This window comes from Erwinia aphidicola (assembly GCF_014773485.1).
GTDB lineage: Bacteria > Pseudomonadota > Gammaproteobacteria > Enterobacterales > Enterobacteriaceae > Erwinia > Erwinia aphidicola.
This window is the reverse complement of record NZ_JACXBP010000001.1, coordinates 202,034-222,046: the sequence shown is the minus strand read 5'-3', so window position 1 is coordinate 222,046 and position 20,013 is coordinate 202,034. Positions and strand designations below refer to the sequence as shown.

The window sequence follows — 20,013 nt, the reverse complement described above, 5'->3', positions numbered from 1 at the left end:
ACGGTTGTTCATCCGGTATCTTCCGACGATCTCTCCCCGTCTGACCAGACATATAGTCTAGACTTAGCCCATCGCCCTGCGACAGTCCCAGTGACCAGGAGAGCATCATGCATGTTGGCAGCCAGCACAATCAGAAACGCCACCAGGCCAGCCTGTTTAACAGCTTTTATCAGGGCAGTTTTGCCTGCTCCACCGCCTGCCGCACCCCGGGGAAACGTGCGGATCTGATGCTCAGCAGCGGACATGATACCCTGCTGGAGAAAGATTATGCCCTGTTACAGCAGCATCAGCTACTGACAGCGCGCGATGGCGCACGCTGGTATCTGGTTGAAAAACAGGCAGGTGAATATAACTGGCAGAGTTTCTTGCCGCAGCTGGAAGCAGCCGAAAAATACCATATCGAAATGATCTGGGAGCTGGCGCACTTTGGCTGGCCGGACTGGCTGGATATCTGGCAGCCAGAATTTGTTGAGCGCTTTGCCGCCTTCGCCCGCGCTTTTGCCTGCCTGCTGCGCGCACGAGGACAGGCCGCCCCCTTTATCAGCCCGATGAATCAAATCTCTTTCTGGTCGTGGGCAGGCGCCGATATCGCCTGGTTTAACCCCTTTGTTACCGGGCGCCGTATTGAGCTGAAGCGTCAGCTGGTTGCAGCCAGTATCGCCGCCATGCGCGCAATGCGTGAAGAGCTGCCCGGAGTGCGTTTCGTCATTACCGACCCGCTGGTCCATGTTGCGGCTTCCGGTTATTCCAGCAGCGCAAAGCAGCAGGCACTGCAGCAGCATCAGGCACAGTTTGAAGTCTGGGACTGGATCAGTGGACGCAGCGCGGCGGAGTTGGGAGGTTCAGAGGAGTTACTGGATATTATCGGATTCACCTGGTACCCGGACAATGAGTGGTTCCACAATGGTGACCCGCTGGAACCCCATCACCCCGACTACCTGCCGCTGCATCATCTTTTACAGCAAGTTTGGCAACGTTATCAACGCCCATTGCTGATAGCTGAAACCGGGGCAGAGATCGGTAAATGTGCGGACTGGTTTAACCGGGTCAGTCAGGAGGTTGCGCTGGCACTGGAGGCCGGGGTAGCGCTGGAGGGGGTATCGATCTATCCGCTGGTCGACTATCCCGCCTGGGACGATGACCGCCGTTCACCCGCCGGGCTGTTTGGCCTGCCGGATGCCAACGGCAACCGCACCGTTAATGAGCCGTTTGCCCTGGCGTTACGCAGCCAGCAGATCAAACTGAAGCAGGAGCCTGTCAGGACATCCACAGCGTGATAGTCAGCACGAAAATGATCAGGGTAAAAGAGGTGATTGCCAGCACGACAATCGCAAACTGTGCATCATCTAACGGGACCCGGCTCTCTTTTTCAGGGTCGGGTTTAGAACGGTTTTTCATTATCAGCCACAGCATACCGGCAAAACGTTCCTGTAAAGGCGCCAGTAAAAATATGAAAGACATCCATTTCATGAATAAAAATAAGGAATTCTAACGAAAACTCAGCTTGTCGCAGGCACAAGGGTGACCTTGCCAGCAGAAAGAAACTGTCTGATTATCGCGCTAAATAGTAGCACAATGGCGCAGTTGTTTAACGTAATAAATTGATTTCAGGCTGTTGAAAAGGGAATAAGATATAGCGTATTGGTATGCAGAATCAGGCAAAACAGTGCTTTAGCCGTGAACAGTCAGAGCAAATGATTATCAACTTTCACTTATACTTCCCCCGGTAAAATCCTAAGCAATAGCTGCTCTCATTGACCAGCAAACGCGCGGCGCAAGCCCACGGGCGAGCTAAAGCTGTTGGTTAGCAGAGGCGGGTAAAGCGGGTCGGGCATGCCCGACCCCGGCAATTATTCAGGCTGCCAGCCGCCGCCCAGTGCGCGATACAGATCGATCTGCGCCAGCAGCAGGTTGTTTTTTGCCTGCACCACGCTGAGCTGGGTACTGAACAGCGTGCGCTGTGCGTCCAGCTCATCAAGATAGGAAGCGTAACCATTCTGGTAGCGGTTGCTGGCAATGCGCAGTGCTTCCTGCACCACCTTCTCCTGCGCCTGCAGTTCGCCAAGCTGCTCGCGGTAACGGGCGATGGCATCCAAATCGTCATTCACTTCGCTAAACGCGCTACGCACCACTTTCTCATAGCTGTACAGCGCCTGATTGCGCGTTGCCATCGAAACATCGACCTGCGCCGTCAGCGCTTCGCGATTGAGTATCGGGGCCAGCACGCTGCCGCCAATACTCCACAGACGGAACGGATCGCTGACCAGATCGTGCAGGATGGAACTCTGCAGGGTACCGCTCGCCGTCAGGTTAAGCGATGGCAGCAGCGCGGCGCGCGAGGATTGCAGTGAGGCATCGGCGGCCAGCAGCTGGCGCTCGGCCTGCACAATATCCGGGCGGCGCTGCAGCAGGTGCGATGGCATCACCGACGGCAGCGTCTGCGGCGCCAGGTGCTCGAAGTGGTTCTGCCGCGCGATCTGGCGCGGGTTCATGCCAACGAGGATGCTGAGCGCATTCTCCTGCTGGGCGATCTGATGCTGCAGTAGCGGGATCTGCGCTTTCGCCGTCTGGTATTCAGACTGCGACTGCACCCACTCCAGTTTAGAGGTATAGCCGGTTTCATACTGGCGCTGCGCCAGCTTCAGCGAGTTGGCACGCGTGGCCAGCGTCGCCTCGGTCACGCGCAGCTGCTCATCCAGCGACACCAGCGTCATATAGCCGGATGCCACCGAGCTGGCAATCGTCAGCTCTGCGGCGCTGGCCGCTGCCTGCTGTGCCGCCAGCGAGGCTTTCGCCGCATCGACGCTGCTGCTGCGCTCACCCCACAAATCGACATTGTAGTTAGCCTGCAGCAGCCCCTGGAATACCGAATATTGATAAGGCTGACCGGTCACCGCTGAGATAGCGCGCGCGCGCGTCGCCGCCACGCCAGCATCCAGCGTCGGGAAGTCATCCCCCTCTGCTCCGCGCAGCTGGGCGCGGTACTGATCGACACGCGAGCGGGCGGTGAGAATATCCGGGTTGTTGCGCAGCGCCTGCTCAACCAGCTGATTGAGAGAGGGATCGTTAAACGCCCGCCACCAGCTGGCTTCCACCGCTGCACCCGGCCCGACCTGGCTGCGCCACTGCGCGGGAATGGGCAACGAGGAAGGCGCTTTTTCCACCTGGGTGGCGCACCCGGCCAGGGCTGCCGTCATCATGATCGCCAGCAGCGTTTGTCTGGCCGCCATCATTGCTGCTCCCCGTCGCGTGGTTTGGCTGCGGTATCGATATTCACCTCCACCGACATGCCCGGTCGCAGGTGGGTCGCGTTATCGCTGGTGATTTTGATACGCACCGGAATACGCTGGGCGATTTTGACAAAGTTACCGGTAGCATTATCCGGTGAGATCGCGCTGAATTCGGAACCTGCCGCCGGTGAGATAAACTCAACCTCGCCGCTGAAGCGCTCGCCATCGAGAGCATCAACGGTAAACACCACCGGCAGGCCCGGTTTAACCCGCGCCATCTGCGTCTCTTTCATATTGGCGATCACCCACATCTGCTGCGGGACCAGCGACGTCAGGCGCGTCCCGGCGGAGACATATGCGCCCTCGCGCACGGCAATCTGCCCCAGCTGCCCGTCGCGTGGGGCAATAATTTTGGTGTTGTCCAGGTCGATCTGCGCCAGTTCCAGCGCCGCCTGGGCACTGGCGACGTCCGCCTCCAGCGAGGCGCGGTTAACAATCACCGTTTGCAGATCCTGCTTCGACACTTCCAGCGTGGCCTGCGCCTGCTGCACGTCGGCCAGCGTCTGGCTGTTGCTGGCGCGCGATGCATCACGCTCGCGCAGCGACAGCGAACCATCCGCCACCAGGTTCTCTACCCGCTTAAGATCCAGCCCGCCTTTCACCGCCTGAGCTTTGGCATTGATCAGTGCCGCTTCATTGCGCTTGATCACCGCTTCAGCACTGCGACGCTGCTGCAGGTTGTTGGCCAGCGCGGCCTTTTTCATCTCCAGCTGGGCGAGGGACTGATGCACATGCTGCTTATAGATGCGGTCATCAATGGTCATCAGCACGTCACCGCGATGTACCGGCTGGAAGTCCAGCACGTCCACCGAGGTGATATAGCCGCTCACCTGCGGACTGATAAAGGTCACCTGGCCGCGCACGTAGGCGTTTTCCGTTGACTGCGTCTCACTGGTGAAAGGCGGCAATTGCCAGGCATAAAGGATTACCAGCACCCCGACCAGCGCGATGCCGGAGCCAAGGGCAATGGAGACAATACGCAGCTTGTTATTTCGTTGGCGCTCCTGGAGCTGCTGGTCCTGTTGACTCATTAGTTACCTACATTCGCAATATTAGTATTTTGCATAGCTCGCTGTTCCGCTTCCGCTTCGCGTTTCGCCTGCTGCCAGTTGAGGTAGCGCAGGCGCGACAGCCGCCATAACACCCAGAGTAAAGTGACCCCTGCCATCACAGCGGTCAGAATGTAAACATCGTTATACGCCAGCACATTGGCCTGCAGGGTGGCAACGGTTTGCAGCTGCAAGGTGCCTTCTGCGCCGCGCAGCGTACTGTCGCCCAGCAGGCTGGTGAACAGATTGCTGTACTGCGCCAGCCGATCGGTGACATTCGGATCGAGCAGGGAGAGCTGATCGCCCAGCAGGCTGGAGTGATATTTCTCACGCCACGTCTGGAAGGTCCCTAACAGCGCGGAACCCATCAGGCCCCCCAGGTTCTGGCTCATGCCGAACAGCACCACAAAACTGACCAAATTTTTCGGCTGCGTCACCACGCTACCCACGCCCAGCAGCATGGCCGGTGCAATAAAGAATGAGGTGCTGAAACCCAGCAGAAACTGGCTGAAGTACATATTATTGGCACGGGTCAGCGGGCTGGACTGCGCATCCATCAACGAGGCGACCATCACAATAATCAGCGACATGACAATCGGCCAGCTAAGATGCTGCGGATTGATGGTCAGCGCGCTGCAGACGATCCCGGCGGCGACACCGGCGAGGATCGCCAGCGCCAGCCCCTGCATCTGGTCATTCTGGATCCCCAGCTGCTGCAGATAGCCAATCGCCCCGGTGTTCTGTTCAGCCAGCATGATACGCAGCAGGATCATCACAATACCGAGACGGAATATCGCCCCGCTGCCCAGCCAGCGCGTATTAATAAGCGGGTTGCTGCGGTTGTGCTCCACCAGCACTGCGGCGGTGACCAGCACCAGCCCCAGCGCCAGACAGATCCCCAGCCACGGCGTGCTGGTCCACCATTCGATACGCCCGAGCGACAGCACGCCGCAGAACAGTGCCATACCGGGTGCCATCAGGAAGAAGGTGAGAAAATCTTTTTTCTCAAAAACTTTGGTCCGCTCACCGGGCGGTAGCTTAAGGATTAATACCGCGCCCAGCGCCATCAGTGCCAGGCCAAGCTCAAACAGGTAGAGTCCGCGCCACTCGTCAAGCTGCAGCAGCTCGGTGGAGAACAGGCGCGCCAGGGGGATCGCCAGTTGGGATGCGCCAAGGCCAATCGCCAGCGCTTTCAGCCGGTGCTTTGCGGGCCATGCCTGCACCTGATAGTAAATTCCCAGCGAGCTGAGCGCCGCGCCCACCATGCCGTGCGCGGCACGCACGATAATTGCCGAGCTGAGATCGTTGACCAGCAGATGGAAAAACGCCACCAGCACATACAGGACAAGGAAGGCTTCAGTAAACACGCGCAGGCCGAACTGCTGGCGAAACTTGACCAGTAGCAGGTTGATCGAGATATTGCCCATCACATAGACGGCGGGAAGCCAGGCAATTTCGTTGTTATAAGCACCGAATACGCCCTGTAAATTGGTCAGATTCGCCGTTACCAGCGCATTACTCAACGCCCCGGTGATACAGATCAGCAGGCCAACGATACCAAAAGCAATACGTTTATGCGTGGGATGAACTGGCGTGGAGGGGGAGCCAGGCAGCATCGGTTTTTCACCGGGCGCCCACTCAACCGGTGCATAAGGATTGGATTTATTGCGACGCACCCTACTTCACCTCAGTTGCCGCCAGCAGTTGTTGCAGTACGCGTTCGGTGACCGCCAGCTCGGCGGGATTAACCCCTGACAGCAGTTCATTACGCAGCGCGTCGGCTTCCGTTCTTAAACGCTGATAGAGCAGCTCCCCTTTTGGGGTGACGTGCAGCAGCCGCTTACGCCGATCTTCCGCAGGCTGAACGCGCTCAACCAGCTGCTGCTTCACCAGCCGATCGATCAGCGGGACTACGCTGGCATCTTCCAGCCCCAGCGCCTGCGCCAGTTCTTTCTGACTCATGGGTTGATCCTGAATGGCAATGGTGGCGACGGCCATCCAGCTACTCATGCTCAACCCGTTGTCTTTCATACGACGGTCGATCGCCTGACGCCAGGCATGAGCCGTCAGATGCAGTAAACGGGAAAAGTTTAGTTCCTGGGAGTTCAATGTATCGATGCCTGATGATTAGAGATCTAACTAAAATTATCCGGCAATTATAAGCACGCTCAGATAAAGAATGGAAGCTACTGCCAGAGAGTTTAGATAATTCTTAGCCACTGCGCCAGTCGCCCGTTATTAACGTGGGCAAAGCAGAAATAGTGGGAAAGAGGAATTTCAGGCATAAAAAAACCGCCTTTCAGGGGCGGTTACGACATTGCTTACAGCTTGTTTTTATTCGTTTTAATCGGTAGTTCGAAGATGGTGCCCGGGGTGGGACTTGAACCCACACAGCCATAAGCCGAGGGATTTTAAATCCCTTGTGTCTACCGATTTCACCACCCGGGCTTGGGTGTAAAGTGGAGGCGCGTCCCGGAGTCGAACCGAGGTAGACGGATTTGCAATCCGTAGCATGGCCACTCTGCCAACGCGCCTTTTATTCTTTTCTGTCATCAGAGCTTCATCTCTGCTGACTAAATTTGGAGCGGGAAACGAGACTCGAACTCGCGACCCCGACCTTGGCAAGGTCGTGCTCTACCAACTGAGCTATTCCCGCTTAGCAATCAGAAAGTTAAGTTAACTCTCTGACTTGCTTTATCTTCTGGCAGACCATGCTGCCTTTCGATGCGTTGCATTCTACTGTTCTCACCAGGCGAGTCAATAAAATTATCCTCACAAAGCATCTGTTTGCTGCTTTTTGAACCGCTTCGATCACCGTTCGAGCAGATCGCCGCGCGCCGCACTGAGATACTGGAACATTGACCAGAAAGTGAGCACCGCTGCGATATATAAAGCGGCGACGCCGACGCCTTCAATCACATCATTTGGATGCCATAACAGAGCAAACAGCGCCAGCATCTGCGCCGTGGTTTTCACTTTACCGATCCAGGATACGGCCACGCTATTGCGTTTACCGATTTCAGCCATCCACTCGCGCAGAGCAGAAATGATAATCTCGCGGGCAATCATGGTGGCGGCAGGCAGCGTAATCCACCAGGCATGGAAATATTCCGCCACCAGCACCAGCGCCATTGCTACCATCACTTTATCCGCTACCGGGTCGAGGAAGGCGCCGAACTGCGTGGTCTGTTTCCAGCGGCGCGCCAGATAACCATCGAACCAGTCAGTCACCGCAGCGAAAATGAAAATCAGCGCACAGGCGAGCGGAGCCCATTGAAATGGCAGATAAAACGCCAGCACAAAGAATGGGATTAACACTACACGAAACAGGGTAAGTAAGGTCGGAATATTAAATGGCATAATTACGCTAACTGTCTGGACAGAGTAGAATTTGTCCCTATGTTGCTACATTGCCCCGGGTGTTGCAATGCTTAGTGTTTCAGCGCATGGAAGATTTTTTCCGCCAGCGCGTGCGATATTCCCGGGACGCTGGCGATCTCCTCAACCGAGGCATTAATCAGCGGTTGCAGGCCCCCCATGTACTTAAGTAGCGACTGGCGCCGTTTCGGGCCGATGCCTTCGATGGTTTCCAGTGCGCTGGTGTTCTTCACTTTTGCCCGTTTATTACGATGACCCGTAATTGCGTGATTGTGAGAGTCATCACGAATATGCTGGATAACATGCAGCGCCGGGGAGTCCGCCGGCAGAGCAAAGCCCTCACCTTCCGGCTCGAGGAACAGCGTTTCCAGCCCTGCCCGACGATCGCTCCCTTTCGCGACGCCGAGCAGCAGCGGGCGATTTTTATCCCAGGGAACATCCAGCTCGGCAAACACTGTTTTCGCCTGCGCCAGCTGGCCTTTCCCGCCATCGATCAGGATCACATCCGGGATTTTGCTCTCTTCAATCGCTTTGCCATAGCGGCGGCGCAGCACCTGATTCATTGCCGCGTAGTCATCACCCGGGGTAATTCCCGTAATATTGTAACGACGATACTCACTGCGCAGCGGCCCGTTAGCATCGAACACCACACAGGAAGCAACGGTCTGCTCGCCCATGGTATGGCTGATATCGAAACACTCCATACGACGGATTGGCGGCAGCTCCAGGGTCTGCGCCAGCGCAGCCAGCCGTTGATGGATGGTGGAGTGCTGCGCCAGACGCGTCACCAGCGCAGTGGCCGCATTGGTGCGGGCCAGCTTCAGGTAGCGGGCGCGATCGCCGCGCGGTTTGCTCTGAATCGACACGCGCCGCCCTGCCAGTTCGGTCAGCGACTCCGCCAGCAGATCTTTTTCCGGCAGCGTAAAGTCCAGCAGAATATCTCCTGGCAGCGTGCGCGCCTGGCTCCCCTGCAGGTAGAACTGACCGACAAAGGTTTGCACCACTTCTGACAGATCGGTGCCGCCCGGCACTTTCGGGAAATAGCTGCGGCTGCCCAGCACTTTCCCCTGGCGGATAAACAGCACATGCAGGCAGGCCATGCCCGAGTCAAATGCCACGCCAATCACATCAAGGTCGTCGCCCTGGTTAGAGACAAACTGCTTCTCGGTAACCCGGCGCACGGCCTGAATTTGATCGCGCAGCCTGGCCGCTTCTTCAAAGCGCAGATCGCGGCTGGCGTTTTCCATCCGTCCCACCAGCTGGTTGAGCACCTGATCATCTTTACCGGACAGGAACAGCCGGACGTAATTAATTTGCTGCGCGTATTCCTCTTCCGAAACCAGTCCTGCGACGCATGGCCCGAGGCAGCGACCAATCTGATACTGCAGGCAGGGACGCGTGCGATTGCGGTAAACGCTGTTTTCGCACTGGCGTACAGGAAAGACTTTTTGCAACAGCGACAGCGTTTCGCGTACCGCATAACCATTGGGAAAAGGACCAAAGTACTCCCCTTTCGCATGCTTGGCGCCGCGGTGGCTGGCAAGGCGTGGATGGGTATCCGCACTCAGGAAGATATAAGGATAGGATTTATCGTCACGCAGCAGCACGTTATAGCGCGGCTGGTAGAGCTTGATGTAGTTGTGCTCAAGCAGTAACGCTTCGGTTTCGGTGTGCGTTACCGTCACATCAATTTGCTGAATTTGTGCCACCAGCGCTTCGGTTTTCCGGCTGGCGAGATTGCCGCGAAAATAGCTGGTCAGGCGCTTTTTAAGATCCTTCGCTTTACCGACATAGATGACTGTGCCGCCGGCATCATACATCCGGTAGACACCAGGCTGACTGGTGACGGTTTTCAGGAAAGATTTAGCATCAAACAGATCACTCACTACTGATTAACGGCTCCGCATTGTACAGGCCATGACGAATGGCCAGGTGCGTTAACTCTACGTCACCACTAATGTTAAGTTTGCTGAACATGCGGTAGCGATAGCTGTTAACGGTTTTCGGGCTCAGGTTAAGCTGTTCGGAAATTTCCGTCACTTTCTGGCCTTTGGTAATCATCAGCATAATCTGCAATTCGCGTTCCGACAAACAGCTGAAGGGTGATTCCGCTTTTTGCGGTTCAAGCTGGCTTAACGCCATCTGTTGAGCAATATCTGAAGCAATATAGCGCTGCCCGGCATTCACGGAGCGTATCGCGCTGACCACTTCCTGCGGCGCGGCACCTTTGCTCAGGTAGCCGGAAGCCCCAGCCTGCATGACTTTCGCCGGCAGCGGGTTCTCCGTATAGATGGTCAGCATGATGATTTTGCTGTCCGGGGCGTAGCGCACAATCTTACGCGTGGCCTCAAGGCCGCCAATGCCGGGCATGTTCATATCCATCAGCACCACGTCGGCACTGTTGCTACGGCACCACTTTACCGCATCCTCACCGCAGTTGGCTTCGCCGACGACCTGGATACCTTTGATATCTTCCAGGATGCGACGAATACCTGCACGTACCAGTTCGTGGTCATCAACAAGAAATACGCTTATCAAAAGAGGCTCCCTAGATGGCTGAGGCGGGTGACAGTAGAGACATTGGCAGGGCCATTATGTTACTACTTTTCCAGCAGTGTTAGAACAGAAATAATGATACATAGCGCAGAAAAAATAATTATCCAGCGCATTTTATTCGCGCGAAAATCCAACAACATTGCCACTGTATTAGCACAACTATCAGGGCCAGATAACTCGCTCCATCAATAACAGATTCAAATCATAGTAAATTATCACATATATTACAAATAGATAGATTTATCCGGCAATAGTTTAAATTTTGAAAAAATAATAGCTCACTCTTTTTATGCGGCAGCCGATTCGCCATCCTATTCTGCCATCAATGTTAATCACCGCTGCCTGAGTGATGAGTTCAGTTTAATCTTAAGCGTCCCGCGCAGGGGATTCCTTCATACCATTATGTGATATACTTTTAACAACTTTTAGTGCCTGGTCTACCTGCCAGGTGCGCTGTTTTCAATGACTATTGGGAGAGATCATGAGTCAGATTGACTTTACAACCAGCGAAGAAGTGCAGGCACTCGCCAACGAAGTGACCTGTATGAAGGCACTGGTTACGCTGATGCTGAAGGGAATGGGTCAGGCCGATGCCGGGAAAGTGATTATCAAGATGGAACGCTACATCGCCGATCTCGAAGATCGGCAGCAGGCGGAAGTATTTAGCAACACCGTTAAGCAAATTAAGTTCGCGTTCCGCCAGTAATCCCCTTGCGCTGGCGCACGCTGGCTCATAAAAGGTCCATTGCTTTTTCAGTGATTTTGTCACATCTTAAGGTTTTCGCTGACTGAATAAAGCAATGGCCTTACTTTTCAAAGCATTACTCGGCGCTTTCGTTGTGGTGTTAATTGGCATTCTGTCTAAAACCCGCAATTACTATCTTGCCGGTCTGATCCCGCTGTTTCCCACATTCGCCCTGCTGGCTCACTATATTGTTGCCAGTGAACGCGGTGTTGAAGCACTACGCACCACCATCCTTTTCGGGATGTGGGCGATCATTCCCTATTTTGTCTATCTGCTATCGCTATGGTATTTGATCAATTTGATGCGGCTGCCGTGGGCGCTACTGGCAGCCGTAGTGTGCTGGTGTGCGGCAGCGTGGTTATTAATCACGCTGTGGTCAAAGTGGCAGGGTCACTGAGCGACTAACGCCCGCGGGCTCCCCAGCTAACCGAAACGCCCAGCGTGGGCAGCACTTCCTCAGGACGAAAACGCCGCGCCCCGTGGAATTTTTCCGCCAGATTAGGCTGCTGCACCGGGATTTTCACCGCAAACAGATTATCCTCTGACTGGATAATCCCCGGCGTGAGGGGTTCATAATTCACCTGATGCTGTTCAAACATCTGTTCCAGCATTGGCGTTGCCGCGCTGTAAAGGTATTTCACGCCGGACTGCGCCGCCAGCTGTACCGCATGCCATAAAATATTGAGTGGCAGTTCGGCGTCAATCTCAAGCCGGGCGGAAAAGCGCGACATTTCCCAGACAATTTCGCTGTCGTCAGACTCACTGTCACCGATCATCTCCGACGAATTATTATCGGGGTTGTGCCACGCCATCAGGCGTACGCAGCCGCAAATACCATGCTGCGCTTTCCAGGCGATCAACCAGATCACATCAGATCGGTCATAGCGGTCGTACTCCTGTCCCGGAGTGCTCAGGCGTGAAGGAATTGACCAGCCCTCACCGCGGGCAAAAACGCTATACCGATAACTTCCTAATTCTGCCAGCAACGACGATGGCATGTCCTTCAATCTGGTCTGGATAATCTTCATATAATCCCCTGTCGCATTCCCTCGTGAGCGCCGCTCCTGACGGCACGGGCAGGGTTGTCACCCTGGGCGCAGGGTAGACAACCGGTTAGCAATACGAAACTACCAAAAATAGTAGTTGCATCCTCTTTCAGATTAAACCGATTGCTGCAGCGTAAGAGGCGATTTGCGTTTTGTTTGGTGCATTAAATCGTTTTTGCATGTTTTTTTGGTGAAAGTTCACCGTATTTTTTGAAATTGAGAGTATTAAGGATATTTCTGCAGAAGTTTTTCCCTCTGCTGTCCATTTTAGTATCTCCAATTCTCGTTCACTTAATTCCAGTTTAGCGGCCGTCATCGAGATATCATCCATCTCGATCAGCGCAGCAAGGCTCAGTTCGGCCAGGTTCTGAAGTTGAAGCTCCAGTCCAGTTGTTAACTGAATAGTCTTACTTTCACAAGCATAGGACATCGACAAGATACCCATAGATCGATTCTTCGCCATCATCGAACATGAAATACCGTGATAGATGCCGTGTTTACGGGCAGCCAGGAACACTTTTCTGCCTGCTGCATCGGCCATTTCGTCCCACGGCCAGACGTTGCCAGGAGCACGACAATTTTTCAAAACCGGATCGAGCTGTGCAAAGTCCTCCTGCAAATAATACTCGACCCAATTCTGTGGATAATTAGTAAAAAAAAAGGTTTTCGGCCGGGTAAAAGGAACGGGGTGCCGAATAAAAAATGCATAAAAATCGAATCCCAGATGAGACATCTGCTGTTCAATCGTACGGGTAATATCAGCCTTGCTGACAACCTGACTAAAGGCAAATTGCATTTCGGTTCGCCAACTGAAATAGTTCTCAGGTGTCATGACGCCTCAGCGGGACAGTGGTAAAACTCCATACCCTAATTATAATTGTCATTGTCTAACTGGTCGCAAAAAATGAATGTCGTCGAGTAAAAGCTAACTATCCCGCGTGTTCCGCCAGGCGTTAAAGCCGTGCTTAATGCAGCATTATTCATGACTGGGGGCATTAAAAATTATCGGGGAAATTATCCCGAAAAAGCGTTCTGCAGCCGTTAAAAAAGCAGGCATGCCAGCACCAAATGATCTGCAACCGGGATAGCGAGATTTATCTCCGCCCTCACCACATGGCGTTAGAATAGGATTTTTCCTATAAATATTCAATAAATTTGCCCCCTTTTCCTTGCCGTTTACACATAAAAGTTTTACACGATCAATTAGGGTATTTTGGTTAAAAAACAGTAACTTCCTGTGGGTTACTAGTTAAACACACTGATATCATTGTTAATTATCCTTAACCTTAACCAATTTGGCTTTACACAATAGATTAACCTGCGGGGAAAAACATCAGATATATCCACATTTATACTAAGGCCTTACGCTTACCCACCCTGACAATCAAACGGGGTTAAAAGATGAAATTCGCAGGGTAGCCCTCAGCGACAGAGGCTAAACCCGCGCATGCCCAGATGAAAATGGTTGGCGTGAGCGGCGTTATATTCCGGCCCCAGCGAGTTGCCGAACAGGCCGCAGCTTTGCGCAAACACCTGATGCAACCAGCGACTGCGGGCATCATTCGCCTGCCAGTGATTCAGCACGCTAATACGCTGACCATTTTGCAAGCGAAATGCGCTGAGGTCCCACGCTTCGGCGCTGGCGTGCTCGCTCAGCCGCCCTTGCGCACGATGATAAATATTGCGGCAGGCATAACTGCCAAGGTGGTCAATCCGCGCCAGAGGCGAGCCTAACTCACTCTGCGCCAGCGGTTTCAGGGCCTGGGTCACCAGCATCGTGCTGCTCACCGCCAGCGCGCAGCTGGCGAGAAAGCTTGAGCTGAGTTTGACCTCGCCAAAGCCTGTGATACGCACCGGGTCGACCAGCGGGCATTGCCCCTGCAGGTTGTCGGGGCGCGTATAGCTGATATAGCCCGCACTCTCGGCCTGCTGCAGCACCGCCAGGCAGCCAGCGCCGTCACTTGCCAGCCGCTTCAGCTTGTAGCGCGTCACCAGCGTGGGCGGGTCGGTCACCGCCAGCGGGGTAGCGGGATTCCATTCGGCGGGCAGTTTTTTTAGCAGGGTGGGCAGCGCCAGCCAGCCAAGCAAAGCCAGTAGTGCAAATGCGATTAATTGCTTCATTTCCCTCCCCTTTTATTGTGTGGGTGAGATCAACGCCGGGTTTTTAAGCAGGCGATGCGTGCTTCTCGCAGTTTAGCCGCAATTTCTGCTTTATCCTCCGGTCTTTTGCGTTAAGCTCTTGACCGCACTAACCTCGACATCATCGATTTATTAAAAGCCATCAGAGCTTAAACATCATCACCACAGGACAGGAAACCCAATATGGTTGATCAATCAAAAGAGGCAATCGTCTCGGAGGAAGGACCGGATACACTCCGGCGTAACCTGCATAATCGTCATATTCAGCTGATTGCTATCGGCGGTGCGATCGGTACCGGTCTGTTTATGGGGTCGGGTAAAACTATCAGCCTGGCCGGGCCGTCAATCATCTTCGTCTATATGATCATCGGCTTTATGCTGTTCTTTGTCATGCGCGCCATGGGCGAGCTGCTGCTCTCCAATCTGGAGTACAAATCCTTTAGCGATTTCGCCGCCGACCTGCTCGGTCCCTGGGCGGGGTATTTTACCGGCTGGACCTACTGGTTCTGCTGGGTGGTAACCGGCATTGCTGATGTGGTGGCTATTGCCTCCTACTTCCAGCTGTGGTTCCCCGACTTCTCGGTCTGGATGAGCGCCCTGCTGTGCATCGCGATATTCTTAACGCTGAATATCGCCACGGTAAAACTGTTTGGCGAAATGGAGTTCTGGTTTGCGATTATTAAAATCGTCGCCATCGTTGCGCTGATCGCCACCGGTATCGTGCTGGTCGCCATGCACTACCCTTCTCCGGGCGGCGGCACCGCTTCCCTGAGCAATATCTGGGATCACGGCGGAATGTTCCCGAAAGGGCTGAGCGGCTTCTTTGCCGGGTTCCAGATCGCGGTCTTTGCCTTTGTGGGTATTGAGCTGGTCGGCACCGCTGCCGCTGAAACGCACGATCCAAAAACCGTGCTGCCGCGTGCAATTAACGCCATTCCGCTGCGTATCATTATGTTCTACGTGCTGGCGCTGATGGTGATTATGGCGGTAACACCGTGGGATCAGGTGGTCGCGGACCGCAGCCCGTTCGTGGAGATGTTTGTGCTGATCGGCCTGCCGGCGGCGGCAAGCATCGTTAACTTTGTGGTACTGACCTCGGCAGCCTCCTCGGCGAACAGCGGTATCTTCTCGACCAGCCGCATGCTGTACGGTCTGGCGCAACAGGGCGTGGCCCATCGTCGTTTCGGCATGCTGTCAAGCCGCGCCGTGCCGACCACCGGGCTGTTCTTCTCCTGCCTGTGCCTGCTGGGCGGGGTTGCGCTGATTTATCTGATCCCGAACGTGATGACGGTGTTTACCCTGGTCACCACGGTATCCGCGATTCTGTTTATGTTTGTCTGGACCATTATTCTGTGCTCATACCTGGCGTACCGTAAGAAGTACCCGCAGCGGCACGCTGAATCGAGCTACAAGATGCCGCTGGGCAAATTCATGTGCTGGATCTGCATCGCCTTCTTCGCTTTCGTCATTGTGCTGCTGACGCTGGAAACCGATACGCGCCAGGCGCTGATGGTAACGCCGCTGTGGTTCCTGATGCTGGCGGTGGGTTGGTTCCTGCGCAAGCGTAAGGCAGGGTAACTCTGTCGCCCGTGCCGGGCATCATGCCCGGCACGGTAGGTTTAGAAGCGTGACCACAGTTTATGCAGTGCCTGCCCGAGCGGTGGGCGCTGTACCGCCAGACGCGATGGCTTATAAGGCCCCTCTTTAAGCGGCAGCGGACCGAGATCAAAGGTAAAGGTGTAGTCCGGCTCCTCCCCCATCCGCAAATCGGTGATGGTGATATAGCCATTGACCTGCTTCATGGCAAAGAAGCCGCGGCTAAACCAGGCCACGCGCTGCACGTACCAGTTCGACGCCAGCTGCTGATACAGCGCCGTACCGCGATCGTGGGTGGTTAATACCAGCGGTTTGTGCGGGCTGAGCAGTGAATAGAACCCCTCCTGATAGCTGCCCTCCCTCATGACCACCACGCGCCACTGCAGGGTATTTAAGGCTGTCGGCGTGACCAGCAGTTGCTCAACATCATCGCGGTCTGCCGCCAGCTGCTGCTTCACCTCATGCGTCACCCACGCCTGCGCGACCATGCTCCACAGCAGATAAACACAGCTGAGGCTCAGCCCGATGCGATTCCAGCGTCGCCCGCGCTCCCCGCGCCACGCCAGCGCGGCAACCATTCCCACCAGCAGCGGCAGCGTATAGAGCGGGTCGACAATAAACATGCTGCCGATGGCAAACGGCCGATCGGTAAATGGCAGCGCCAGCTGGGTGCCGTAGACCGTGGTCAAATCCAGCAGCGGGTGAGTGATCAGCGCCAGCCACACCGCCACCCACCAGCGGGCGAAGTGCTGCTGCTGGCGGCAAAGGCGGGCAAACAGCGCGGCCAGCAGCGGCGAAACCAGGGTCAACCACAGCAGCGCATGGCTTTCAGTACGGTGAAGGGTCATATTGCGGATAGCATCGCCGTGGTCGATAAATACATCAAGGTCCGGCAGCGTGCCGCAGGCCGCGCCCACGGCCGCAGCCTGCCATACCGGTGCTTTGCGCCCCATCACGGCAACGGCTACTGAAGCGCCCAACACAAATTGTGAAACGGAATCCATAAACCTGTCCTGTTCAGCCTGCGTTTAGCGTACGCGAATACCCTCAATCACCATGCGCTGCACGTTCTCTACCGTCTGGTTAAAGAACTGCTCATCCTGCAGCGTTTGCCCGGTTATCGCCTCTACCTGCGTGGAGAAATCGGCATAGTGCTGCGTGGTGGCCCACAGCATAAAGATCAGATGGTGCGGCTGGACCGCCGCCAGCTTGCCCTGCACCACCCATGCCTCAATCACCGCCGCTTTATCTTCCACCAGGTGACGGAGATCGCCCGCCAGTTCGGCCTTCAGCAGCGGCGCCCCCTGCAGCATCTCCAGACAGAACAGACGTGAGGCCTGCGGATGATCGCGTGACACTTCCAGCTTAAGGCGGATGTAGTCGCGTATCGCCTCCAGCGGATGCTGATCGGCACGCAGCGCACGCAGCGGCGCCAGCCACACGTCCAGCAGATCTTTCAGCACCGCGATATACAGCTCTTCTTTCGACGGGAAATAGTAAAGCAGATTGGTTTTGGAAACGTCAGCGCGTTCAGCCACTTTATCCAGGCTGGTGCCGTGGATGCCAAACTGGGAAAAAAACTCCAGCGCTGCCGCCAGAATAGCGTTGCGCTTGGCGGCTACCGCGCGGGAACGGCGGGTTGAGGCTTTTGCCGCAGGCTTATCAGTCGAATTCACCGTGACTCCATGATCCATGTGGGTTGCGGGGATAATATCAAATCGCCCGAAGCATACCTAATCAGAGGGATGCACTTATATTGACCACGCCTGCCTGCTTTTTGTGCAGATAGTTTTGACCAAATGGTCTGATTTGGACCATCCACTCCAGTACAATTTCACAACCTTTAAGCAACACGCTGTTTTTAATGACTTTTCTGATTATGGCACAGCCTTTGCAATATTCCTGCACAGCGTATCGCAGTCAATCTTTCGCTTAATCAGAGGATTTCACATGAAAATTGGTGTCTTTATCCCTATCGGTAACAACGGCTGGCTGATCTCCAACAACGCACCGCAGTACATGCCCACGTTCGAACTGAACAAAGCCATTGTGCAGAAAGCCGAGCACTATCACTTTGATTTCGCCCTGTCGATGATCAAGCTGCGCGGCTTCGGTGGCCAGACCGAATTCTGGGACCACAATCTGGAGTCCTTCACGCTGATGGCCGGGCTGGCCGCCGTCACCTCCCGCATTGAAATATACGCCACCGCCGCCACTCTGACGCTGCCTCCGGCGATCGTGGCGCGCATGGCCTCAACGATTGACTCAATTTCCGGCGGACGCTTCGGCGTTAACCTGGTGACCGGCTGGCAGAAGCCGGAATATGACCAGATGGGCCTGTGGCCGGGCGATGAGTACTTCTCGCGCCGCTACGACTATCTGACCGAATACGTCAGCGTGCTGCGCGATCTGTGGGGCACGGGTAAGTCAGATCTCAAAGGTGAGTTCTTTACCATGAACGACTGCCGCCTCAGCCCGCAGCCGCAGAAGCCGATGAAGGTGATCTGCGCCGGACAGAGCGATGCGGGCATGGACTTCTCCGCGAAGCACGCCGATTACAACTTCTGCTTCGGTAAAGGGGTGAATACGCCGACCGCTTTCGCCCCGACCGCTGCGCGGATGAAAACGGCGGCCGATGCCGCAGGGCGCGATGTCGGCTCCTATGTGCTGTTTATGATCATCGCCGATGAAACCGACGAGGCGGCGCGGGCGAAATGGGAGCACTACAAAGAGGGGGCAGACGAACAAGCGCTGGCGTGGCTGACCACGCAGAGCCAACAGGATAAGAAATCCGGCAGCGATACCAACGTGCGCCAGATGGCTGACCCGACTTCCGCGGTGAATATCAATATGGGCACGTTGGTCGGCTCTTACGCCAGCGTCGCGCGCATGCTGGATGAAGTAGCAACGGTTGAAGGCACCCACGGCGTGCTGCTGACCTTTGATGATTTCCTACAGGGCATTGAGAACTTCGGCGAGCGCATCCAGCCGCTGATGCAGTGCCGCCTTGATGTGATTGATGCTACTCAGGAGGTCGCGTAATGAAGAGCAAACCCGCCGTGGTCTGTACCACCGCCTCAAGCCAGAATGCCATTACCCTGCCCGCTCGCCCGGAAGCGATTGTCTTTCCGCCGGAGCAGACCGCGCTGATCGTGGTAGATATGCAGAATGCCTACGCCACCACCGGCGGCTATCTCGATCTCGCCGGCTTTGACGTCTCCGCCACCCGCCCGGTGATCGACCAGATCAACGTGGCGGTTAAAGCGGCGCGCGACGCCGGGATCCAGATTATCTGGTTCCAGAACGGCTGGGACGATCAGTACGTGGAAGCGGGTGGCCCCGGCTCACCGAACTGGCACAAATCCAACGCGCTGAAAACCATGCGCCAGAAGCCGGAGCTGCAGGGCACCCTGCTGGCGAAGGGCGGCTGGGATTATGAGCTGGTCGACGAACTGACGCCGCAGCCGGGCGATATTGTGCTGCCAAAACCGCGCTACAGCGGCTTCTTCAACACTGCGCTCGACAGCATGCTGCGCAGCCGCGGAATTCGCCACCTGGTGTTTACCGGCATTGCGACCAACGTCTGCGTGGAGTCGACGCTGCGCGACGGCTTCTTCCTTGAATACTTTGGCATCGTGCTGGAAGACGCGACCTATCAGGCCGGGCCGCTGTTTGCCCAGCAGGCGGCGATTTTCAATATCGAAACCTTCTTTGGCTGGGTCTCTGACGTCGGCAGCTTCTGTCGCGCATTACAGCATGAACCTACCGCCGCACAACAAACGGCATAAAAACTGCATTATTGAGACGGAGTCAAGAGCATGCCAAAAACGATTATCACCCCACCGGGCACCAGCGTGCCGATTGCGCCTTTTGTGCCGGGAACGCTGGCCGACGGCGTGGTGTATGTCTCCGGGACATTGCCATTCGATAAGGACAACAACGTGGTGCATGTCGGTGATGCTGCCGCGCAGACGCGTCACGTGCTGGAAACGATCAAAAGCGTGATTGAGACGGCGGGCGGCACAATGGACGACGTGACCTTTAACTCGATCTTTATCACCGACTGGAGCAACTACGCGGCGGTTAACGCGGTGTATGCCGAGTTCTTCCCCGGCGAAAAACCGGCGCGCTTCTGCATTCAGTGCGGGCTGGTGAAACCCGATGCGCTGATTGAGATCGCCAGCGTCGCGCACATCGCTCAATAAGGAGTGACG

20 protein-coding genes and 3 tRNA genes are annotated in these 20,013 nt (G+C 55.5%); 7 read left to right on the top strand and 16 right to left on the bottom strand.

Annotated features, from left to right (window positions below; translation table 11 throughout):
* Positions 1–107 precede the first annotated feature (107 nt).
* Positions 108–1,277 (top strand): hypothetical protein, encoded by a 1,170-nt coding sequence (locus tag ID864_RS01010; protein WP_048916439.1) that lies wholly within the window; start codon positions 108–110, stop codon positions 1,275–1,277.
* On the opposite strand, the gene ID864_RS01005 is transcribed toward ID864_RS01010, so the two are convergent.
* The 11 genes from ID864_RS01005 to uvrY all read right to left on the bottom strand — a co-directional run bounded on the left by ID864_RS01005 (position 1,258) and on the right by uvrY (position 10,255).
* Positions 1,258–1,461, bottom strand: a complete 204-nt coding sequence (locus ID864_RS01005; protein ID WP_062818133.1) for a hypothetical protein — start codon at positions 1,459–1,461, stop codon at positions 1,258–1,260. The two genes, ID864_RS01010 and ID864_RS01005, sit on opposite strands and share 20 nt — an antisense overlap.
* A 389-nt stretch (positions 1,462–1,850) precedes the next feature.
* Positions 1,851–3,233, bottom strand: coding sequence for an efflux transporter outer membrane subunit (locus ID864_RS01000; RefSeq protein WP_099753383.1), 1,383 nt, complete (start codon positions 3,231–3,233; stop codon positions 1,851–1,853).
* The gene (locus ID864_RS00995) at positions 3,230–4,321 is read right to left on the bottom strand and encodes an HlyD family secretion protein (protein ID WP_099753384.1); all 1,092 of its coding nucleotides are present in this window, start codon (positions 4,319–4,321) and stop codon (positions 3,230–3,232) included. The genes ID864_RS01000 and ID864_RS00995 overlap by 4 nt, the downstream gene beginning before the upstream one ends.
* On the bottom strand, positions 4,321–5,955 hold the full coding sequence (locus tag ID864_RS00990) for an MFS transporter (protein WP_048916448.1): 1,635 nt from the start codon (positions 5,953–5,955) through the stop codon (positions 4,321–4,323). The genes ID864_RS00995 and ID864_RS00990 overlap by 1 nt, the downstream gene beginning before the upstream one ends.
* 61 nt (positions 5,956–6,016) lie before the next feature.
* On the bottom strand, positions 6,017–6,448 hold the full coding sequence (locus tag ID864_RS00985; protein WP_048916444.1) for a MarR family winged helix-turn-helix transcriptional regulator: 432 nt from the start codon (positions 6,446–6,448) through the stop codon (positions 6,017–6,019).
* Between the two features lie 253 nt (positions 6,449–6,701).
* A tRNA-Leu gene (locus ID864_RS00980) sits at positions 6,702–6,787 on the bottom strand.
* A 12-nt stretch (positions 6,788–6,799) separates the two neighbouring features.
* Positions 6,800–6,873 (bottom strand) — tRNA-Cys (locus tag ID864_RS00975).
* Between the two features lie 46 nt (positions 6,874–6,919).
* Positions 6,920–6,995: transfer RNA gene (locus ID864_RS00970), tRNA-Gly, on the bottom strand.
* 155 nt (positions 6,996–7,150) lie between these two features.
* Positions 7,151–7,699 carry a CDP-diacylglycerol--glycerol-3-phosphate 3-phosphatidyltransferase gene (gene pgsA, locus ID864_RS00965; RefSeq protein ID WP_048916445.1) on the bottom strand — a complete coding sequence of 183 codons (549 nt, stop codon included), beginning with the start codon at positions 7,697–7,699 and terminating at the stop codon, positions 7,151–7,153.
* A gap of 71 nt (positions 7,700–7,770) precedes the next feature.
* A complete protein-coding gene (uvrC, locus tag ID864_RS00960; RefSeq protein ID WP_191149277.1) occupies positions 7,771–9,603 on the bottom strand; it encodes an excinuclease ABC subunit UvrC in 1,833 nt (610 codons plus the stop codon).
* Positions 9,596–10,255 (bottom strand): UvrY/SirA/GacA family response regulator transcription factor, encoded by a 660-nt coding sequence (gene uvrY, locus ID864_RS00955; RefSeq protein WP_048916447.1) that lies wholly within the window; start codon positions 10,253–10,255, stop codon positions 9,596–9,598. The genes uvrC and uvrY overlap by 8 nt, the downstream gene beginning before the upstream one ends.
* 499 nt (positions 10,256–10,754) lie before the next feature.
* Between uvrY and ID864_RS00950 the strand changes: the two genes are divergently transcribed.
* Both ID864_RS00950 and ID864_RS00945 read left to right on the top strand, forming a co-directional pair.
* Complete coding sequence (locus ID864_RS00950; RefSeq protein WP_048916449.1) at positions 10,755–10,979, top strand: DUF2594 family protein; 225 nt, start codon at positions 10,755–10,757, stop codon at positions 10,977–10,979.
* Between the two features lie 94 nt (positions 10,980–11,073).
* Positions 11,074–11,415 (top strand): GlpM family protein, encoded by a 342-nt coding sequence (locus ID864_RS00945; RefSeq protein WP_048916450.1) that lies wholly within the window; start codon positions 11,074–11,076, stop codon positions 11,413–11,415.
* A gap of 4 nt (positions 11,416–11,419) precedes the next feature.
* On the opposite strand, the gene ID864_RS00940 is transcribed toward ID864_RS00945, so the two are convergent.
* The 3 genes from ID864_RS00940 to ID864_RS00930 all read right to left on the bottom strand — a co-directional run bounded on the left by ID864_RS00940 (position 11,420) and on the right by ID864_RS00930 (position 14,185).
* Entirely contained in the window at positions 11,420–12,046 is a 627-nt protein-coding gene (locus ID864_RS00940) for an acyl-homoserine-lactone synthase (protein WP_191149276.1), read from the bottom strand.
* Between the two features lie 127 nt (positions 12,047–12,173).
* A complete protein-coding gene (gene sdiA / locus ID864_RS00935; RefSeq protein WP_048916451.1) occupies positions 12,174–12,896 on the bottom strand; it encodes a transcriptional regulator SdiA in 723 nt (240 codons plus the stop codon).
* A gap of 590 nt (positions 12,897–13,486) precedes the next feature.
* Positions 13,487–14,185 (bottom strand): extensin-like domain-containing protein, encoded by a 699-nt coding sequence (locus ID864_RS00930; RefSeq protein WP_191149275.1) that lies wholly within the window; start codon positions 14,183–14,185, stop codon positions 13,487–13,489.
* Positions 14,186–14,386: 201 nt separating this feature from the next.
* Between ID864_RS00930 and cycA the strand changes: the two genes are divergently transcribed.
* Positions 14,387–15,781, top strand: a complete 1,395-nt coding sequence (gene cycA, locus ID864_RS00925) for a D-serine/D-alanine/glycine transporter (RefSeq protein WP_048916453.1) — start codon at positions 14,387–14,389, stop codon at positions 15,779–15,781.
* 41 nt (positions 15,782–15,822) lie between these two features.
* Here cycA and ID864_RS00920 read toward each other — a convergent pair whose 3' ends face one another.
* Together ID864_RS00920 and rutR are read right to left on the bottom strand one after the other, a co-directional pair.
* On the bottom strand, positions 15,823–16,803 hold the full coding sequence (locus ID864_RS00920) for a metal-dependent hydrolase (RefSeq protein WP_191149274.1): 981 nt from the start codon (positions 16,801–16,803) through the stop codon (positions 15,823–15,825).
* A 24-nt stretch (positions 16,804–16,827) separates the two neighbouring features.
* A complete protein-coding gene (rutR, locus tag ID864_RS00915) occupies positions 16,828–17,493 on the bottom strand; it encodes an HTH-type transcriptional regulator RutR (protein WP_048916455.1) in 666 nt (221 codons plus the stop codon).
* Positions 17,494–17,749: 256 nt separating this feature from the next.
* Between rutR and rutA the strand changes: the two genes are divergently transcribed.
* Genes rutA through rutC form a run of 3 tightly spaced genes read left to right on the top strand, consistent with a single transcriptional unit; the run spans position 17,750 to position 20,004 of the window.
* Positions 17,750–18,841 carry a pyrimidine utilization protein A gene (rutA, locus tag ID864_RS00910; RefSeq protein WP_048916456.1) on the top strand — a complete coding sequence of 364 codons (1,092 nt, stop codon included), beginning with the start codon at positions 17,750–17,752 and terminating at the stop codon, positions 18,839–18,841.
* Entirely contained in the window at positions 18,841–19,587 is a 747-nt protein-coding gene (gene rutB, locus ID864_RS00905) for a pyrimidine utilization protein B (protein ID WP_048916457.1), read from the top strand. Before rutA ends, rutB begins: the two co-directional genes overlap by 1 nt.
* 30 nt (positions 19,588–19,617) lie before the next feature.
* Complete coding sequence (gene rutC, locus ID864_RS00900) at positions 19,618–20,004, top strand: pyrimidine utilization protein C (RefSeq protein WP_048916458.1); 387 nt, start codon at positions 19,618–19,620, stop codon at positions 20,002–20,004.
* The last annotated feature ends 9 nt before the right edge of the window (positions 20,005–20,013 follow it).

Bases quoted from the DNA above. Each gene is read 5' to 3' on its own strand.
- ID864_RS01010 (WP_048916439.1), top strand. From the start codon at position 108: ATGCATGTTGGCAGCCAGCACAATCAGAAACGCCACCAGGCCAGCCTG.
- ID864_RS01005 (WP_062818133.1), bottom strand. From the start codon at position 1,461: ATGTCTTTCATATTTTTACTGGCGCCTTTACAGGAACGTTTTGCCGGT.
- ID864_RS01000 (WP_099753383.1), bottom strand. From the start codon at position 3,233: ATGATGGCGGCCAGACAAACGCTGCTGGCGATCATGATGACGGCAGCC.
- ID864_RS00995 (WP_099753384.1), bottom strand. From the start codon at position 4,321: ATGAGTCAACAGGACCAGCAGCTCCAGGAGCGCCAACGAAATAACAAG.
- ID864_RS00990 (WP_048916448.1), bottom strand. From the start codon at position 5,955: ATGCTGCCTGGCTCCCCCTCCACGCCAGTTCATCCCACGCATAAACGT.
- pgsA (WP_048916445.1), bottom strand. From the start codon at position 7,699: ATGCCATTTAATATTCCGACCTTACTTACCCTGTTTCGTGTAGTGTTA.
- ID864_RS00950 (WP_048916449.1), top strand. From the start codon at position 10,755: ATGAGTCAGATTGACTTTACAACCAGCGAAGAAGTGCAGGCACTCGCC.
- ID864_RS00945 (WP_048916450.1), top strand. From the start codon at position 11,074: ATGGCCTTACTTTTCAAAGCATTACTCGGCGCTTTCGTTGTGGTGTTA.
- ID864_RS00940 (WP_191149276.1), bottom strand. From the start codon at position 12,046: ATGAAGATTATCCAGACCAGATTGAAGGACATGCCATCGTCGTTGCTG.
- sdiA (WP_048916451.1), bottom strand. From the start codon at position 12,896: ATGACACCTGAGAACTATTTCAGTTGGCGAACCGAAATGCAATTTGCC.
- ID864_RS00930 (WP_191149275.1), bottom strand. From the start codon at position 14,185: ATGAAGCAATTAATCGCATTTGCACTACTGGCTTTGCTTGGCTGGCTG.
- cycA (WP_048916453.1), top strand. From the start codon at position 14,387: ATGGTTGATCAATCAAAAGAGGCAATCGTCTCGGAGGAAGGACCGGAT.
- ID864_RS00920 (WP_191149274.1), bottom strand. From the start codon at position 16,803: ATGGATTCCGTTTCACAATTTGTGTTGGGCGCTTCAGTAGCCGTTGCC.
- rutR (WP_048916455.1), bottom strand. From the start codon at position 17,493: ATGGATCATGGAGTCACGGTGAATTCGACTGATAAGCCTGCGGCAAAA.
- rutA (WP_048916456.1), top strand. From the start codon at position 17,750: ATGAAAATTGGTGTCTTTATCCCTATCGGTAACAACGGCTGGCTGATC.
- rutB (WP_048916457.1), top strand. From the start codon at position 18,841: ATGAAGAGCAAACCCGCCGTGGTCTGTACCACCGCCTCAAGCCAGAAT.
- rutC (WP_048916458.1), top strand. From the start codon at position 19,618: ATGCCAAAAACGATTATCACCCCACCGGGCACCAGCGTGCCGATTGCG.